The sequence below is a fragment of the Methylicorpusculum sp. genome, from assembly GCF_030651835.1.
GTDB lineage: Bacteria > Pseudomonadota > Gammaproteobacteria > Methylococcales > Methylomonadaceae > Methylicorpusculum.
Genome location: NZ_JAUSBX010000058.1, coordinates 1 through 18381 on the forward strand (window position 1 = coordinate 1; position 18381 = coordinate 18381).

General features: G+C 49.3%; 13 protein-coding genes. 11 read left to right on the forward strand and 2 right to left on the reverse strand.

The genetic code is table 11. The annotated features are described in order from the left end of the window. Nucleotides 1-92: 92 nt before the first annotated feature. The gene (locus Q7V32_RS07555) at nucleotides 93-542 is read left to right on the forward strand and encodes a hypothetical protein (RefSeq protein ID WP_304896369.1); all 450 of its coding nucleotides are present in this window, start codon (nucleotides 93-95) and stop codon (nucleotides 540-542) included. Between the two features lie 87 nt (nucleotides 543-629). After that, entirely contained in the window at nucleotides 630-1424 is a 795-nt protein-coding gene (locus Q7V32_RS07560) for an amidohydrolase family protein (RefSeq protein WP_304896370.1), read from the forward strand. On the opposite strand, the gene Q7V32_RS07565 is transcribed toward Q7V32_RS07560, so the two are convergent. Beyond that, nucleotides 1412-2782 (reverse strand): sigma 54-interacting transcriptional regulator, encoded by a 1371-nt coding sequence (locus Q7V32_RS07565; protein ID WP_304896371.1) that lies wholly within the window; start codon nucleotides 2780-2782, stop codon nucleotides 1412-1414. The two genes, Q7V32_RS07560 and Q7V32_RS07565, sit on opposite strands and share 13 nt — an antisense overlap. A gap of 585 nt (nucleotides 2783-3367) precedes the next feature. Between Q7V32_RS07565 and Q7V32_RS07570 the strand changes: the two genes are divergently transcribed. The 8 genes from Q7V32_RS07570 (at nucleotide 3368) to Q7V32_RS07605 (ending at nucleotide 12483) form a co-directional block, all read left to right on the forward strand. Then, nucleotides 3368-4810, forward strand: a complete 1443-nt coding sequence (locus Q7V32_RS07570; protein ID WP_304896372.1) for a Wadjet anti-phage system protein JetA family protein — start codon at nucleotides 3368-3370, stop codon at nucleotides 4808-4810. Further along, a complete protein-coding gene (locus tag Q7V32_RS07575) occupies nucleotides 4785-5468 on the forward strand; it encodes a DUF4194 domain-containing protein (protein ID WP_304896373.1) in 684 nt (227 codons plus the stop codon). The genes Q7V32_RS07570 and Q7V32_RS07575 overlap by 26 nt, the downstream gene beginning before the upstream one ends. Continuing rightward, nucleotides 5465-9067 (forward strand): ATP-binding protein, encoded by a 3603-nt coding sequence (locus tag Q7V32_RS07580; protein ID WP_304896374.1) that lies wholly within the window; start codon nucleotides 5465-5467, stop codon nucleotides 9065-9067. The genes Q7V32_RS07575 and Q7V32_RS07580 overlap by 4 nt, the downstream gene beginning before the upstream one ends. Before the next feature lie 2 nt (nucleotides 9068-9069). Next, nucleotides 9070-10203, forward strand: a complete 1134-nt coding sequence (locus Q7V32_RS07585; protein WP_304896427.1) for a Wadjet anti-phage system protein JetD domain-containing protein — start codon at nucleotides 9070-9072, stop codon at nucleotides 10201-10203. 207 nt (nucleotides 10204-10410) lie between these two features. Beyond that, complete coding sequence (locus tag Q7V32_RS07590; RefSeq protein WP_304896375.1) at nucleotides 10411-11127, forward strand: hypothetical protein; 717 nt, start codon at nucleotides 10411-10413, stop codon at nucleotides 11125-11127. Nucleotides 11128-11196: 69 nt separating this feature from the next. Next, nucleotides 11197-11469, forward strand: coding sequence for a YceK/YidQ family lipoprotein (locus Q7V32_RS07595; protein WP_304896376.1), 273 nt, complete (start codon nucleotides 11197-11199; stop codon nucleotides 11467-11469). A gap of 93 nt (nucleotides 11470-11562) precedes the next feature. Next, complete coding sequence (locus tag Q7V32_RS07600) at nucleotides 11563-11829, forward strand: hypothetical protein (RefSeq protein WP_304896377.1); 267 nt, start codon at nucleotides 11563-11565, stop codon at nucleotides 11827-11829. Nucleotides 11830-12153: 324 nt separating this feature from the next. After that, nucleotides 12154-12483 carry a hypothetical protein gene (locus tag Q7V32_RS07605; protein WP_304896378.1) on the forward strand — a complete coding sequence of 110 codons (330 nt, stop codon included), beginning with the start codon at nucleotides 12154-12156 and terminating at the stop codon, nucleotides 12481-12483. 142 nt (nucleotides 12484-12625) lie between these two features. Here the strand turns inward: Q7V32_RS07605 and Q7V32_RS07610 are convergent, their stop codons facing one another. Then, complete coding sequence (locus Q7V32_RS07610; RefSeq protein ID WP_304896379.1) at nucleotides 12626-12811, reverse strand: hypothetical protein; 186 nt, start codon at nucleotides 12809-12811, stop codon at nucleotides 12626-12628. A 375-nt stretch (nucleotides 12812-13186) separates the two neighbouring features. Here Q7V32_RS07610 and Q7V32_RS07615 point away from each other — a divergent pair, with 375 nt between their 5' ends. After that, the gene (locus Q7V32_RS07615) at nucleotides 13187-18358 is read left to right on the forward strand and encodes a RecQ family ATP-dependent DNA helicase (protein WP_304896380.1); all 5172 of its coding nucleotides are present in this window, start codon (nucleotides 13187-13189) and stop codon (nucleotides 18356-18358) included. Nucleotides 18359-18381: the final 23 nt, after the last annotated feature.

Sequence of the window (18381 nt, forward strand, 5' to 3'; positions counted from 1 at the left end):
CATCGGCAATCGATTGAATGCTTTTATCACCGCGTTGCAATACTTTACTCAGGGCTTGCTGTTTAAATTCTTCACTATAACGGGTTTGCATTTTGTACCTCTATAAAATTTTAGAGGCGACAACTATCCTGACACTGAGGGGTGTCGCCAAGGCAGCGCTGCCTGTTGTTGGCGGTGCACTCGGCTCATTTATCCCTATTCCCGGTGTTGGCACCGCTGTTGGATCTGCTCTAGGTGGCGCATTGAGCAAGGCATTGGAACTTGAATACGGTGAGCTCGCACAGGAAGATCAGGAGTTTGAAATAGCGCGCCGATTTGTTCGGATTGCGGGGACAGCGGCCCGGCAAGCCGCGCAGGCTGACCCCAATGCGGATTCACAAGCAGCAGCAAAAAATGCTGTTATGGTTGCGGCTCGGCGACATGTTGCGCATCTTCCATCCAACTTCAACAGGTCCGGCTCCATGGTCGGGAACAGGGGAACTGCTCAATCAGGCAGGTGGATTCGTCAAGGTAAAACGATACTCGTACTGGGGGCGTATTAGTGGATGTCAAACAAGACCGGTTTAGCCGCAAGCTGTTTCCAGCAATATCCTAAGTCGTAGTTAAATATCCAATAGGAGGGCTGCACAATGATTATTGATTGTCACTGCCATGCAGGAAAAGGAGACGGCTTAACCGGGCCTTGGGACACCAGCGCGCCGTTGCATGACTATTTGCGCCGGGCAGCTGCGGCAGGAATTAATCGGACAGTATTGTTCTCTGCTTTTCATTCCAACTATGCCGTTGCTAATCAAGAGGTGGCGCGGATTGTATCGAGCCGTCCCGGCCGTTTTTTTGGCTTTGCCTTTGTCCACCCGGTGCGAGATCGTGGACGCGTGCTCAAACTGGTTAAGATTGCGGTAGAGCAGTATGGTTTTGTCGGTATCAAGGTACACCGTCACGATGGCCTGATAAGTCGTGAGATCTGTGCCGTCGCTCGGGCCTTTGCCTTGCCTGTACTTTATGATGTAGGGGGAGAGGTTTCTGTATGCGAGTTACTGGCTCAGGAGTACCCCGATGTCAATTTCATTATTCCTCATCTGGGCAGCTTTGCCGATGATTGGCGGGCTCAACTTGCCTTAATTGATCATTTGGTCAGGCATCCGAATATTTACACCGATACCGCCGGTGTGCGGCGCTTTGATCTTCTGGATCAAGCCGTCAAAAGAGCCGGACCCGGTAAGATTTTGTTCGGCTCGGACGGCCCCTGGCTGCATCCCGGTGTTGAGCTTGCCAAAATCAGAGCCTTGCGTTTAGCACCCGCACAAGAAAACCTGATACTGGCGGGAAATTTCCTGAATCTGATCAGCTCTGTCAGGTGTGGAGCCGCTCGATACAGACCGCTAATAGTCAGAACGCAATTGACGGGTGCCTACTGTACCTGACGCTGCGCTGCTCGCCTCATTTGCAGGGCGCGGTCGGTCACGCCCAAAAGCAGGGCTGCCCGTTGCAGATTTCCGTTTGTTTCATTCATAGCGATGCGGATTGCGGTCTCTTTAGCGCGTTGACTGATGGTTTTTAGTCCTATACCTTGTCTCAGTGCTATTCGAACCGCACGATCAAAACCCGCATCACGCCAGTCTTGATAAGACTCTGTCAGAATCGGTCTATCGTCCGGTGGAATGCAACCCATCGTGATAGATCCCTGTCCGGTGTAACGGCACAGCAGACGGGCTATAACCTGTTTGAGGTCTCGCACGTTACCCGGATAGTCCCTGCGCAACAGATATTCTTGAACAGGCGTATCCAAAACGGGGGGCGTCGAGTCCGGATGCTGCTCTTTCAGAAAATGGCAGGCCAAGGGAAGAATATCTTCCGGCCGTTCTCGTAATGGCGGCAATGTAAAGACATAACCGGCAATCCTGTAATAGAGGTCAGCACGGAATTCTCCTCGCTGGACTTGAGCCTTGAGATCCCGATTGGTGGCGCAAATCAGCCGAAACGAGGTTCGCTGCCATGCATTGCTGCCAAGGCGTTTGAAGGTTTGTTCCTGAATCACTCTGAGTAACTGGGTTTGCAGTGTCATCGGCAATTCGCCCACTTCATCCAGAAACAGCGTCCCGCCATTAGCAATAGCGAAGGCGCCGTCCCGCGAGGAAACTGCGCCGGTATAAGCGCCGCGCTCATGACCAAAAAATTCGGTCCCTGACAAGCCCGGCATGATGGTGCTGCAATCGAGGACAACCAGATTACCCTTGCCGGGGCGGGAATCCAGCGTATGGATCAGGTTGGCCAGAAGTTCCTTGCCGGTTCCGCTTTCACCCAGAATAAGTGCCGGAGAGTCTGAAAAATGAGCCACTTCCACGACTTGGCGGAGAATCGACTTCAAAGACGGACTGCTTCCGATCAAGGTGTTCTTTACTTCCGGTGAATTGACCATCCGGTCCACTCTATTCCATCGGTGGAGCCGGGTCATGATTTCATTGACTAACTTGCTGTATTCTGCGCATGACAATACATCCGCCGCGCCGGCTTCCATCAATTGCCAGGCCGCATCGGTCGGAATCGATTTTAAACAGCAGGCCAACACCTGTATTTGTCCATTGCAACTGAAATGGCGCAGCTGTTCGCAAATTGCCGGAGTCATATCGCTGGTGAAAATGACTCCAGGGCAGTTGGTCAGGCACGCATCAGGGGTCTGTAACTCGATGCCATTTTTGATCAGATAATCGACGGCTTCATGAATCCTGGAACCCTGTTCCTGATTTTCATCAAGCCAATGTATCCACGCTTTGACCGGCATGATATACCTCCGGTATTTTTATAATTTATAACGGATGTTTCGCAAAAGTCACCGGTTTACTTTCGGTATAGAGTGTTTGCGAGAACGTTAATTTCTCAATAGGAAGGGGCATATTCAGTGTTGGCCAAATCCAGAGTTCTGTTCGAGCTTGTTTATTCATTGCAAAGATTGGCCTGTTTCTAATTGAAGCAAAGAAACAGGCAAAATAAAATCCGTACAAATGCTTACACGAGCGAAGGTTTATTGGTAAATAGTTGAGCGTGTTCATCCCTTCAAATTGAGACTTGCTGTTGAGATCGTCTAAAGCCAGCGCTGCTTGATATGTTTGATATAATCAGCCCGGATAATCAGCCGTGTTATACCTTTCGCACTTCAAATTTCGGCAGTGCCTAAGGAGGCAACGGGGTGTTCGGCAAAGGCTTTGCCAGCATGGATGCTGGCATAGAGCCTATAGGGATGGTTTTACGGCGTCCTTTGACGGGCAGCCCGGTGCCGAATTTCGATCTACGATGGATATAGCTGAGCAAACTGCATTTTGGGGAATTATATTGGTGAGTGTTGGAATAACAGACTTTTGGGTAACCCGTGTTTTTTGAAGCAGAACGGCTGAACTTTTTTCGTCCGTTGAATGGAAAACGCCGTGAACTGGTGGTGGCCTGTCTTCGTACCTTATATGACAGTCTGCATGGGCCTAGCGCGGATTATTCGCAGAATCTGAGCCGCGACAATTTAAAGGATTTGCTGGCGCCGACCGTGCAGGTATTGATTAATGATATTGCGGCTGACAGCGTTTTTGACGAGGGTGAACTGTCCGGATTGGATAATGCCGACGATCAGCAACTGACTAATGCGCTGATCCGCGCACTGCTGAAAGACGGCTGGCTGGAAACCTTTGGCGATCGCGCGGGTTTGGTGACCGCCTATCGTTTTACCCGGGCAGGAAAATTGTTCGCTGAAGCCTTGTGGTCGCTGGATCGTTTGCGATCCCGCAGCCGTCAGCGTAATGTCCGCAGTTGCCGTAATGCTCTGGAAGCAGCGCGCAAAAATATCGATGCTTATGATTTGGTCGATGCCTATGATTATGCCGAAAAAATCATCAGCGATTTATCGGAGGGTGTCGATTATTTTCAGGAACTGGTGCGTCGTTTGATGTCGGAGGCCTCTAATACACCCTGGGAAGAATTTATCGCATTTCTGGACCGTTTCGAAAAAGAATTTAAAAAGCAGTTGACTGCCGACAATGTCGAGCGTCACCGTCAGGCGATTCGCGATAGCTTGAACCGCTTGCGCAATCTGGAAAGCGACAAGTTTAATGCCTTCGAAAGCCAGCTCCAGGATATTGCCGTCTGGGCCAATCAAGAACGGGCTGATACCGCGATTTTTGATTGGTTACTTGATCGTATCGAAGACCGGGTAGAAGTTGCCTGTACCGCAAAACATCCGGAACTGATCAAGGCAATGAATACTTATATGCGCCGCGCAGCCAGTATTGTCCAGCAGGCATTAATGCTTCAAGGCGGGCAAAGCCGCCAAGCTTACAGCCGCGCCATTGCACAGACAGCCGCGCTTGAAGGTGAAGCGCAGACCCTGTTTTTGGAACGTTTAGGTACCGATATTGCCGCCTGCGAAATCCGTTTGCTGGATCCGGCGGCTTTCAAATTGCGCAGTGCTTCGCAACGGCGCAAGGCGTTGACCGTCACCGCTCTGCCCAAAGTCAGCCGCGAAGCGCGCTTGCAGGCAGCGATGCAGCGTAGCGAGGCGGCAGCGTTTACGCTCTCCAATCAGGATGTGGTTGATTACATTCGCCGTGAATTACGCTTGCAGCAACGGTCAATAAGGCTCTCAAGCTTGCCTATAGAGACCGCATCGGATGTGTTGCAAGCCATGCAGATGGTTGAGGCCGTGCGGTCATCCCGAGATGAAACCCTTAAAGCCACCAAACTGCGTGGCCGGTTACACAACGCTTACTACACAGGAAGTGACTATCAAATTGAATTTAACCATGACGCTGACTCAAATCCTGCTTGACCGATTGGAACCTGAAAACCTTAAATTGCAACGCTTTCAGGAAATCACCGCGCGACTTTTTGCCTGGGGCATTATCGTTCGCGACGAAGACGGTGTCGAACAGCGTTATTACGATGACGCTTGCCGCATTGAAAACCTGCTGACCGAATATTTTGCTCTGGCGGGCTTTCGGCTCATCCACGACCTGCAAAATGAATTCTTCAGACTATACGCGCCTGGCGCGCAGATACCGGGATTGGCTGAGGACGATAACGATCCTGCACCCTCGTTACGCGCCCGGTTGTCTGCTGATTTTGTTGCGGCGGCATTGGCCTTGCGGTTTTTATATCAGCAAGGCTTGGCGGAAGGCGGTGGTCGCTTGAGCGATGACGGCGAAGTCCTGATTCGTTTCGAGGAACTGGCGACCACTCAGCAAATCCAGATTAAACGGCCCTTGCCCGATAATCTGGGTGACCGCGACCGCTTGCTTAAGGATTTGAAACGGCATCGTTTGATCCAATACGGCGCGTTGTTCTCAATGCACGATGAAGATGCGCTGATTGCGATACGGCCAACCATCCTCGGTATTATCGGTGAGGATGTTCTGGCGGCGGCCTTGGAAGCTGAGGGCATTATCGACGTAGCCGGTGAACCGGAAAGTGGAGATCACAGCCTATGAAACTGGATAAGCTGATCCTGGTTAACTGGGGTGCTCTGCGTAGCGACGAATACGAGATGGGCAATATGACCTTGTTGACCGGTCCTACCGGCTCCGGCAAATCGACGCTGCTGGATGCGCTGCAAACAGTGATGACTGCCGCCCATCAAAATATTTACAGCTACAACCCCGGCCAGGATGAAACCAAGCAAACTTCGCGCGGCAGCAAAAGCAAACGTACCTTGTGGTCTTACATCGCTGGTGCCGAAGACAATCTGTTTGCCCGCCCGGATGGCGCTCACGGCTATGTCGCGGCGGTGTTCAAGCCTGATAGCGGCGAGGTGGGCAAGCCTTTTACCGCTTTGATCGGCGCTGCCGTTCGGGTAGATGGTTCAGGCGATCGTCGACAGGCGGTACAAGAACGTCTGGCTTTGTTGCTGATCGACGATGCCGAGCTGGGCTTAAGTGATTTGGTTAATTACGACGGCAGCGACAACATGTGCGTTGTCGAGGTTGAGAAAGTAGAAAATCACCTGAAAGCCCGCTATGCACAGGTGCTGAATCTGCGCGATGCCAAGCGCGAATATCTGTGTCAGCTGTATGGCCGTTTTCGCGGGCAGCGCAACGTTTCGTTTTCTGAAGCGGAACTGGCCGCGAAAGCCTGGAGCCAGTCTATCGCCCATAAGCCCATAGGCAGCGTCGATGATCTGGTGAAAACCCAGATTCTGGAATACGATCTCCAGCAATTGCCGCAGCGGATTAGCCAGATCAGCGGTTTAATGCGGCAGGTGCATCAATTGCGCATCGAAGGCGACCGGCTGCAGGCGAATGTGGTCAGGCTTGAAAGCATTGAAAAAACGCTGACGAAAGCCAATACGGCTTATGAAACCGCTGTTCAGTATCAACTTGCGCATTCGCAGCGAGCTTTGCAGGGCGATTTGTTGCAGATACAGCAAGCCAAAGCGGCGGTGGCCGGACTGGACAAAAATATCCAGGACGCCAATGCGCGGATTGAAGGGTTGAACCGGGACAAGAAAGCTTACGTTGAAAGTCAAATCCAGTTGGCTGCGCGGTTGAGCGGCATTGCGGCAGCCGATCAGAAACGTCGTATTACCGAACGCCTGGAATCGGTTCGGCTTGAAGCAAAAGCGGCGATTGGCAATCTGCAAAAAGCGCTTCAACAGGCAGGGCATTTACAATCTGCCGCGCAGGCGATTGCCGGTATGGCATTTCCGGCATCCAAACGTGAGCTATCGGTAGCGGCAGAGTTGCTGGCCGAAGTGATGGCTGCGATAGGACATACGCCGTGCCGACAGCTTGAGCAACAATTGCTTGCCGGACAGGATCCGCGAGAGGTATTGGTTACGGTGCGCGCCTTGGAAGGCTTGAACGGAGGCTTTGAGCGGCTTTATCAAGCGCTGACTGGAACCCGTAACAGTTTTGTCGCTACCGTTCAAAGCCAGCTTGGTCAGTTGCAAAAGCGTCTGGACGAGGCTCAGGACCGGGAAAAAATTCTGGCTCAGCGCAAGGCCAATCTGGCCGAAGGCGGAGCCGATTATCCGCGGGAAATCACCCAGGCGCTAAAAGCCTTTCGCGCCGAACTGCCGGCAGCCCGGGCACAGGTGTTGTGCGATCTGATCGAACCCAGAGATAAGTTATGGCAGCCTGCGATTGAAGGCTATATTGCCGGTGCCCGCTTCAACTTTGTGGTTGATGAAGACTGGGAAGCACGAGCCATCGAATTTGTCAGAAAGCAGCATTTGCGTGCCAAAGTGATTCAGGGTTCGCTGTGTAAACGTAATGCCAAACCGGAACGCGTCTCCCAAGACTCCATCATCCACGAATTGCATACCGAACATCCGCTGGCTTATGCCTATCTGGTCGAACAATACGGTCATGTCGTCAAGGTCGATAACGTCGAACAGCTTCGTGTTACGCCGCGCGGGGTTATGAAAGACGGTAAGGCGGCCGGGTCACGCACGCTGTTTACCGGCGATGCCGATGCGCTGGTTTTCGGCAAGGAAGCCCAGCGTCAGGCGCGTCAAAACGCGATGGAGGCGCACGGCAAGGCCGAGCAGGAATTGCTGGTATTACAAGACGAAGGCAGGCAGCTAAATGAGTTACTGGACTCGCTTCATGATTTGAAAGAGCCGAATTTTGCCGATGCTGCCAAACTGGAGCAGACTGTTCATGACAGTCAAGCCGCCCACGCTGATCTGGCACGCCTCGATTTGACTGAAGTCGACCAGTTGGAGGCCGAGAAAGACACCCTTGAGCAACTGATTGCCGATCTGGAAAAACAGGTGACCCTCGGTAACCAGGAAGTAGGTAAATACCTGAAAGCCAAAGAACAGCAGCTAAACCGGTCGGCATTGCTGGAACAAGGTTTGCCCGATAGACAAAAACAGATCGATAGGAGCTTGCAACCCATAAAATGGATCTGTTCGGTTAATGAAAGCCAGTCATTGACGGCACTTTTGCAAGCAGTTGATGTCATCGTTGAATCCTCGCAGTTTTCGAACGATGAGTTGCAGGCTGAACATACCGCCAAGCTAATCGAAGCCAACAGCGCCTACAGCAAGTTGCACGAAAAAATCGCCGAGTACAATCAGCATGCTCGCAGTCATGAACAGCTGCAGTTGCAATACGATAGTGAATTGCGCGACACCGATTTTACCGGGCATTACCGTCAACTGGTTCAGTTATTCGAGCGGCTTAAAGAGCAATTGCGCGAACAGCGGGAAATCGGTTTCGTCAAAAACCTGGATAAATTGCGTACCGCTGAATCGTCATTCAAGGATGTATTCACCAAGCAATTTTGTTATGAAATCCGCAATGCTGTCGATCAAGGCGTGAGTACCTTGAAGATTTTAAATGCGGAATTGAACCGGCTAAAATTCGGCACTGACCGGTTTCAGCTGGATTGGTCGGTGTGGGTACCGGAGTTTAAGGAGTATTACGATTTCTTTTGCGCAGCCTACGATATGTCTGAATCGCAGGAGTCCGGCGACCTTTTTGATACCAGTGAGTTGAGCCTTGAACAATGCAAAATTCGGGATCGGCTGGTCGGCTTTCTGCTTTCGGATGATCAGGAACGCGCTTTGAAGGAATTACAACGGGTCGCCGATTACCGCAACTACCGCCGCTATGAAATCTGGAAGGATTCAGACAGTGGTTCGCGCGTTGCGCTTTCAGAGTGGGGAACCGGTTCCGGCGGGCAGCTTGAAACCCCGGCTTATATCGTCCGGGCTGCAGTGGTGACCAACCGTCTGAAACATTTCGATAAAGGTATGAATCTGAAATTGCTGGTTAACGACGAATCTTTCGCCAAAATGGACGAGCGCCGGGCTCATGACGTGATCCGCTTTATTCGGGACAGTCTCGGCATGCAGTTGATTTGCGCGATGCCGACCAAACATGCAGGCGCCATCAAAACCGAATTTACCAAGGAATGGAGTTTTACGCGCACCGAGGCTGAGGGTAACGGTGAGGTCGATTTTATTTCCGAATCCGACGAACGAGACCTGAATCCCGATAAGCTGCGAGAATTGTGGGAGTATCGTCGTCAACAGGTTCGCCAGCAAACCAGGCTTGAATTTGAAGCCGAGGAAAAAATGTGACAATGCCCCCGCCGCAGTGGCTGTATAAGTCCGAAATCAGGGCATTGCTGAATCTGTTGGTTGATAGACTCGACAAAGCGCATGCAACGGGCCGGTCGATGCAGGCGGTCAAGTTGGATGGGCGTATTTTTTCGGCGCTGTTCAATGCGGAATTTGAAGCCGATAAGGCCAACTATTGGTCGCAAATAGAGCAGATACAGGCATGGGGCTGGATTCGCATCAAGACTGACCGACCGCAACAGGGAAAAGCCGGTTATGAATTGAATCCTCGCATACAAATCACTGACGAAGCCGCGATTCGCGAGACTACTTCACGCCTTGAGCCGATGATATCCAGCCAGCAGCGCTGGCGAGAGGCGGTGTTCGGTTTGCTAAAGGCTGACACCAGGGTAAGGGACAGCGTCGCCAATCAAAAACTGGAAATTCCGGGCAAGTCTGCCGCAGAGATCGTCGAGCGACTTAATCTGCTCGCTGATCTTGCCAACCAACCGCTGTTGCTGCGCGAAGTTTCCGCACGCTTGTTTTGGGGCCAATCCAAGGTGTTGGATAATCGGCAATCGCTGGTTGCCGCGATTCTGAAGGTCGATGAGTGTCCATTTCCGGAATTGCCTATTCAGCTTCAAGTTTTTTTGCCGGAGCACGTGTTCTGCGGTGTACTGTTTATTGAAAATCTGGTCAGTTTCGAACGTGCGACGCGCGATGTTACAGGGCGTTTTGCCGGTCTGGTGCTGGTCTTTGCCTCGGGTTTTAAGGGTGCGGCCAAACGGTTGCGGACGACCCTCGGGTCTTCTGTTTATTTCGCCAGTCACGGCAGCCTGGCGGAAGCATCACGCCAACGTTTTCTGACCTGGCTGCTTGACGGTAACGAGACTATTCCAGTGTGGTTTTGGGGTGATCTGGACTATTCCGGCATGAAGATACTTAAATCGCTACGCAATTCCTTTGACGAACTAGAGGCCTGGCAACCCGGCTATCAACCGATGCTGGATCAGTTATTGGCGGGTCACGGTCATGCGCCGGATGCAGCAGGGAAAATTAACCAAAAGCCCTTGGAGACAACCGGTTCGTTCTATGCTGATCAGGTCCTGATTCCGGCGATAGCCAGGACCGGCACATTTCTGGATCAGGAATATTAGGTTTTGACCGGCCTGTTTTCCCTATCAGTCATTTATCATGAACTCCGGAACGGTAGAATGAGTCTCCGTTTTACTCCTTTCATCAACGCCGCCATTCCGGCATTGATTGCCCGAGCCGACACCAACTGTTAACACTAACAGTGCCGTTTGGAAGCTAGGTGTTTTTTCAATCAACTGAAATCACCTATTAATTTTTTTACTACAAATATGATTAAAAGTATTAAAGTCTTCGTCAGCCTTATCATCAGTTTGTTATCCCTTATTGTTGTAATCTGGTGGTTTTATGGCGGCCGTATTTCTTTGGTGGATACGCAGGAAGTGAGTAAAAGTTTCAGCCGGTTTATTTCTCTGGAAGGCGCGGACGAGTATGTTGTCGCCAGACTTGCCGGTAATGAAGAATTTACGATTGAAAAATACAGGCATGTGTTGGGGTTTCCTGTGGGAGATACGCAGGTCAAACTCTCACTCGTTGCCAATTACACCTATTACATCAAGCTTGCTGAGTTAAGGCATGCGGTTGAAAACGAGAGTGTTTATATTCATGTTCCGAAACTGTATTTATCTACCCCGGTTGCTTTTGAATTTTCAACAGTACGTGAAAGTTGGCATCGGTTTTTGTTCGGGCCGGATGGTAAAACGCTTATTGATCAACTGAAGCAAGACGTTTCTAAAAATCTGGAAGCCAAGGGGCGAGCCCAAACCGGCGTTGTTTATGACAAGGCCGCAAAGGCATTGGCGGATAACTTTGATCGTTATTTTAATGCGAATGGATTGGGCGGCCACTATAGAAACATAGTCGTGATTTTTGACAATGAACTTAGTCAGTCAAAGCGGCAATTCAGTTACAGTCAGAGTTCTTGCGGAAAAGAGCGTTGTTCGCTGGAACTTGATCTGGGGAAGGGGCTGATATTGTCAATTGAATAGCAGCGTGATGATGAAAACTATAATCGGGCTCCACCAGGGCGGCATTTCAAACTTCAAACGGGGCTGCGTATGTTCAAACATTTGATATGGTGTGCAATCAGCGTCACAGTATTGTCCGGATGCGCGACATTTAAAACATTAGAAACAGATAGCCCCCTTTATGAACGGGTGTTTATTTATAGTGGAACACGGCTTGATTGGGCCGCTATAGTCCGAAATGATATTGCGCTAAGCCGATTCAAAGTGATACCGCCGCGTTATCCAATCGTCGATCTGCCGTTAAGCTTTGCTTTGGATTCCCTGTTTTTGCCCTTAACGGTCTCTGCTGAAATATTTCATTAGTGCGAAAGTGGCTGTTAACGGCCGGTGGTCGGGTAAAGTTGCTCAGGGTAGAATCAGACTGTCTTAAAAACTTATTTTTCAGAGGTAATGAATATGAAAAGTAAATATGGTTGGTTGTCTATTTTGATGTTGGCATTAACCTCCGTTTTGAGTTCGTGCTCCAGTATAAAATCCAACGATACGCTAGCGAGCAAGATTAATCTCTCCGAACAAGTCATCCTGGCTTCACTCAGCCAAAAAATGAACTCGGGCAATTTTTTGGACGCTGATGCGGTTGATAGCCAGGCCACTTGCTCATTAAAAATTGAGAATAGTGATCCGATGGATTTATCTTACGATAACTTCAAAGTTAAGCTGTAAGAAGGGGTTGACACCTCTGTACCTTTAAGAAACGAGCATGAAACAACTTCTTCAAAGACTGGAAGGGGTTCGGTGGCTCGATTGACAGGTGTCGGCGTCAGGGATTGACGCCGTCAAGCCTACACGGACCCTGTCAGACGAGCCACCGAACCCCACAAACAGTTATGCTTGTGGAGGTAATTTTGTGCTTATTCCTAACTGAAGAACAAATGAAAGAAGTATTTACTTTATTGAAGACCGGGGCAGGTTAAAAGCGACGTAAAGCGCAGCTTTATTAAGTTGTTAAAGGCAGTGCATAACTCACCGGACCAAGTTGTATCTGATGTGCCCAATATATTTCGTAATCCGTTGGATTTTCCAAGCCAGTCCGGCATTAAAACAGCGGGAAATACGGCAAAAATCTTCTTCAGTCCGGATAACAGAACCTTCCGTCTGGCTATACTCGCCTATGCCCGCATGAATGGGGTGAATATTGAAGAAGAAAATATTGACGATTTGTATCGATACCTGGAGTCAGGGCATGAATCCGATTTTGACCAGCTGGTTGAGGGTGGGCCTGATGTTATGAAAGACCAGTATGGTTTTAACGAGATTGAACAGGTTGCTCAAAAGTTTCATTCATCGGGTCAAGCCTGCATGAGCAAAACAGCTTAAAGAACGAAAAGTTTTATTATGAACGAAATTAATGTGGGGAGCGTATCAGTGACTTTGCAAGGGTTCAATATAAGTGCCTGATTAAGAGGTCAGGCACTTAGAATGAAAAAGTAATCACTATTATGTATTGGACTTAAAAATTTTAGATGCACAAGTCGGACAATCCGAACCAGTCGAAATTGTCGGATTCTTTTTTGAATAATTCTTTTTTGTTGCTTTCATACAAATCTTCCAGAATAAATTCTACTCCGTAGATGCTGTTGCCGTTAAAGTCTTGGGCTAAAGTATTCAATATATCGGGGGTACTGCTGTTTATTATAATTTTCATGGTGTTCACCTTTTTTGTCATCTTTTGATAAAGGATATCAGATGTTTCCTAAACGTCAGCTGTACAGAACAGGCTTTTAGATCAATTTGTGATCAAATAGACACAATTTGTTGTTTTGTTGCTAAAGTGTCTCATAAACTACCAGTAATATCCTAATTGTCACGCATAAATTTTTAAAATCTCACCGGATTTAAAGTAAAGCTGTGATGTTCTTAACGGTTCTTGGCTGGGTTCAGTTGGTTAACCTGCAACACCTGTTTTCTGATTAAGGATCATGAACACCATTTCATCATTACAGAGCATGAAGCCCGCATTACGACTATCGTATGTACCTATGTACAGCATGATTACAAAAATAACAGTGAATTAATCACAATGGATTGGCAAAGCTTTTCTAACACCCTTTGCAGCCTGGATTTGGAAGCTGATTACAATGGAGAGATTTTTGCCGTTGGTGCTGTTTTTCAGGGCCGTGTATTTAACCGGCGAGCCCCGTTTAAGATTCATCAAGTACTGGGCGAACTGGATCAGTTTACTGCTGAGGCCGAGTTTGTATTAGGGCATAATCTTATTTTGCATGATCTGCCTTTGTGTCAGGCTGTTAACCGGCAGCTTGGTTTTCTAAGTAAACCGGTTATTGATACCTTATTTTTATCGCCGCTGGCTTTCCCTGAAAATCCCTATCATCGCTTAGTCAAAAATTACAAATTATTGCGAGACAGTCAGAGTGATCCGGTTTCGGATGCGAAGATAGCGTTGTCGCTGTTTCAAGACCAATGGGAAGCCTTTCAGACCCAGCAGGTCGAAGGGCAGTTATTGTCTTTTTATCATTATGCTTTTTCCGGCCAACCCCGTTTCACCGGTTTACAAAGGGCTTTTCATGCCATGGGTGCGCAACCTTTGAATGCCGGTGCCGCGTTTGATTTATTCAAAAAAGAGACGTTGGGGAAAGTCTGCAAAACCGCTTTCAATAAAGTGATTTTGGCCTATTTGCCGAATCCTGAATTACGTCCTGCGTTAGCTTATTGTCTGGCATGGTTACGGGTTTCAGGCGGTAATTCGGTTCTGCCGCCCTGGGTGCGGCAACAGTTTCAGGCGGTTACTCCTGCATTGCGGCAATTACGTGATATTCCCTGTCAGTCGCCGGACTGCGTTTATTGTCAAGAAACACATCATCCTGTTTCTCAACTACAACGTTATTTCGGCTTTTCTGCTTTTAGATCGCAGCCGGAAAATTCCGAGGGCGGAAGCCTTCAACAAAGCATTGTGCAAGCTGGAATGGCGGATATGCCCTTATTTGCCGTGTTGCCAACCGGTGGCGGAAAATCCTTGTGTTTTCAATTGCCGGCACTGGTGCGTTATCAGCGGCGCGGTGTACTGACCATTGTGATTTCGCCGTTACAGGCTTTGATGAAAGACCAGGTCGATAATTTGCGCAACAAAACCGGGGCGCCCAACGTCGCTGCTTTATATGGCATGCTGACTGCGCCCGAACGCGGCGAAGTCATAAAAGCCATACAGATGGGTGACATTGCGTTGCTTTATGTATCGCCGGAGCAGTTGCGCAATACGGGTTTTCAAAAAGCGATTGAGCACCGGGAAATCGGTTGCTGGGTATTTGATGAGGCGCATTGTTTGTCCAAATGGGGGCATGACTTTAGGCCCGATTATTTATATGTCGCTCGGTTTATCAAGGAATTTGCTGAAAAACAGCAGGCTTTATTGCCGCCCGTGCAATGCTTTACCGCGACCGCCAAACAGGATGTCAAAAATGAGATCATTGATTACTTCAGGGCTAATCTGGCCCAGGATTTACAACTATTTGAGGGTGGGGTCGAGCGAAACAATTTGCTGTTTGAAGTGCAAACGGTCAGCAGTGTCGATAAATATTCACGCATCAACCGCTTGCTTCATGAGCGTTTGGCCGAAAATAATGGCGGCAGCGCGATTATTTATTGTGCGAAACGTAAACAAACCGAAGCCATTGCCGAATTTTTACAGAATCAGGATTGGCAGGTTGAGGCGTTTCACGCCGGGAAAAATGCCGCTGAAAAAAAACATATCCAGGAAAACTTTATCAGTGGCAGGACCCGGGTCATTACGGCAACCAATGCGTTTGGCATGGGGATCGATAAAGAAGATGTCCGGCTGGTGATTCATGCCGATATTCCCGGTTCACTGGAAAATTACTTACAAGAGGCGGGCCGGGCGGGGCGTGATCAGAACGAAGCCGAATGTATTTTGCTGTTTGATGAAAATGACATTGATAGCCAGTTTAAACTGTCGGCTTCTTCGCAGCTCAATCAGCGCGACATTGCGCAGATACTCAGGGGTTTACGCGGAATACGCAAGGATAAATCCGGCAATGTCGTGATTACTGCCGGGGAAATACTGCAGAATGAAGCGGTTGATACTACGTTTGAGGCCGAAGATCCGGATGCGCCGACTAAAGTGATGACGGCAATATCCTGGCTGGAGCGGACCGGATTTGTTGAACGTAACGAAAACAAAACGCAGGTTTTTCAGGGTCGGCCTCTGGTTAAAAACCTGGACGAAGCGCAGCAGAAAATAGCCAAGCTGGGTTTGTCCGAACGTCAGCAAAAGCGCTGGCTGGCTATTCTGGATGCGTTATTCAATGCCGACAGTGATGACGGGTTCAGTGCCGATGAGTTGGCACTTTTGAGCGAGTTTTCGGAAGACAACAACGAACCCGGGCAAAACAAAATCAACGAAACGGCCAGCCAACGGGTTATCCGTACCTTATACGATATGTCCTCTGCGGGCATCATTCAAAAAAATCTATTGTTGACCGCGTTTGTCCGTTACAAAGTTGCCAATGCGTCGAGTTCGCTGCTGGAACAGATCTGCACCCTGGAAAATGCGTTGGTCAATTTGTTGCAGGAGCAAGCACCGGATGCCGGTCCCGAAGAATGGCAAAACCTGTCATTACGGCATGTCAATCAACACTTGCTGGACCAGGGCTTTAAAGATTGTAATCCCGAAGTGTTAAGGTTGTTGCTGGTGTCCATGAGCAAGGACGGGCAAGGTCTGGCGGGCAACAAAGGCAGTCTGTTTATCCGTCATGTTTCACAGGATCAATACCGGATCAAGCTTAACCGCGGCTGGCGGGCATTGTCCGGAACCATCGAACGTCGCCAGGCGGTAGCCCAGATTTCACTGAAGACCCTATTACAAAAAATACCGGCTGAAACCAAGCCGGGAGCCGATTTGTTGGTGGAGTTCTCGGTGGAAGATTTACTGGCGGCGCTGAATCAGGATATCCATTTGCGCTCGGAATTAACAGACCCCTTGGCGGCGGTGGAGCGCGGACTTAATTATCTGCATGAACAAAGAATCATCACGCTGCAAAAAGGCCTGGCTGTATTCCGGCAAGCCATGACGATACGAGTGCTACCAGAAGCGCAACGGCGACGATACAGTAAAGGCGACTATGAGACTTTGTCGCAACATTACAGTGAGCGTATTTTTCAGGTTCACGTCATGAATGAATACGCGCGGCAGGGACTGGAAAAAATCGGGCAGGCTTTGGCATTTGTCGTCGCATATTTTTCTCAGGATAAAACCGAATTTGTAAAACGCTATTTTCAGGGGCGAAAAGAAATTCTGGAACGGGCCACCAGTCAGCAGTCGTTTCAGCGTATTGTCAGTGATCTTCAAAACCCGGAACAACAGGCAATGGTGGCCAGTTCGGAAGAGCAGAATTTATTGATTCTGGCCGGTCCCGGTTCCGGTAAGACGCGTGTGGTGATCCATCGTTGTGCGTATCTGTTACGCGTAAAACAAGTGCTGGCACGCAGTATTTTGGTGCTGTGTTTTAACCGTAATGCGGCAACCGAATTACGGCAGCGTCTGTTTGATCTGGTCGGTCCGGAAGCTAAATCCGTTACCATCCAAACCTATCATGGACTGAGTCTGCGATTATCCGGTCATGCCTTGACTGGCCTTGAGAAGACCCCGGAATCCGGCGCCGAGCAGACTTTTCAGGACATGATCCGTCAGGCGATTAAACTGTTGAACGGGCAACAGGGCTGCATGAATTTAGGCAGCGATGAAATGCGGGACCGTTTACTGGCGGGGTACCGGTTTATTCTGGTTGATGAATATCAGGATATCGACGAATTGCAGTATGAACTGATTGCCGCCATAGCCGGAAGAAAGCAAGATGAAGACAGCCGTTTAACTATTCTTGCAGTAGGTGACGACGATCAAAATATCTATCAGTTCCGTGGCGCCAACATCGGCTTTATTCGCCAATTTGAAAACGATTATCAGGCTTACCAGCACTATCTCGTTGAGAATTACCGGTCCAGCGCACATATCATTGCAGCCGCCAATCAGCTGATTCAACAAAATCGCGACCGGATGAAACAGCAGCATCCGATTCGGATTAACCTGGGAAGAAAAAGCCTAGCTGCCGGTGGACGTTGGGAAAAACTCGATCCTTTAGTCCATGGGCGCGTGCAGATTTTGACGTGCCGGAATGAAATGCAGCAAGCCCAAGTGCTGGTTGACGAGCTGTTGCGTCTGAGGCAACTGGACAGCAGTCTTGAATGGCGGCAATGTGCGGTGTTGACCACAGAATGGCGGTTGTTGAATCCGGTTCGAGCGTGTCTGGACGCGAAAACTATCCCGTTGAGCTTGGCTTTACCTAAAGACGCTCAGCCTCCGCCGTTTCGTGTTCGGGAAAACCTGGCCTTACTCAAGGCAATCAAAGACAGTGGTCGTAAGGTTTGTAAAGCCGGTGACTGGCTGAGTTTTTTACAGAATGCTGAAAACGGCGTGCCAAACACCTGGACCAATCAGCTTAAGCAACTGTTGCTGCAATGGCAGGTGGAAACCGGCGATGAAGACATCGGCAAGCAGCAACTGCTGGAATATCTTTATGAGTCGCTGGCCGAACAGCGAAGAGAGTGCCGCTTAGGGCAGGGCGTATTTCTCAGCACGGTTCATTCTGTAAAGGGAATGGAATTTTCGCATGTGTTTGTGCTTGATGGTGGTTGGACAACGCCTGCGACAGAGGAACAGCGCCGGTTGTTATATGTCGCGATGACCCGGGCCAAAGAGACGCTGTGTTTAATGCAAAGGCTGGATTTGCGCAATCCTTATCCGGCGTCTTTAATAGGCGATTTTAGTGTGCAACGTGAGGGTGTGCCGGATGATGACGAAGCCATGTCTTCCATCAATAAGGAATATGCTTTTCTGGGCTTGAAAGATTTTGATTTAAGCTATGCGGCAAGTTTTCCGGAACATCATCCCATTCATCAAAAGCTGGCAAGTCTAAGTGCAGGATCTGTCGTTACAATACAACAGCTAAACGGAAAACTCGTCTTGCAAAAAGATACGATGACTATCGCCGCACTTTCTAAAAACGCCGGCCAGAAATGGCAAGAACGTTATAAAAACATCCACTCAGCCACCGTTATAGCCATGATTGCGCGATATAAAGCCGATTCTGAAGAAGAATACCAGTCGCGATGTAAAGTCGAGCAATGGGAAGTGCCGATGTTGGAAGTGGTTTTATCGTGAAGATTAACACCTGGAGTCTAAGA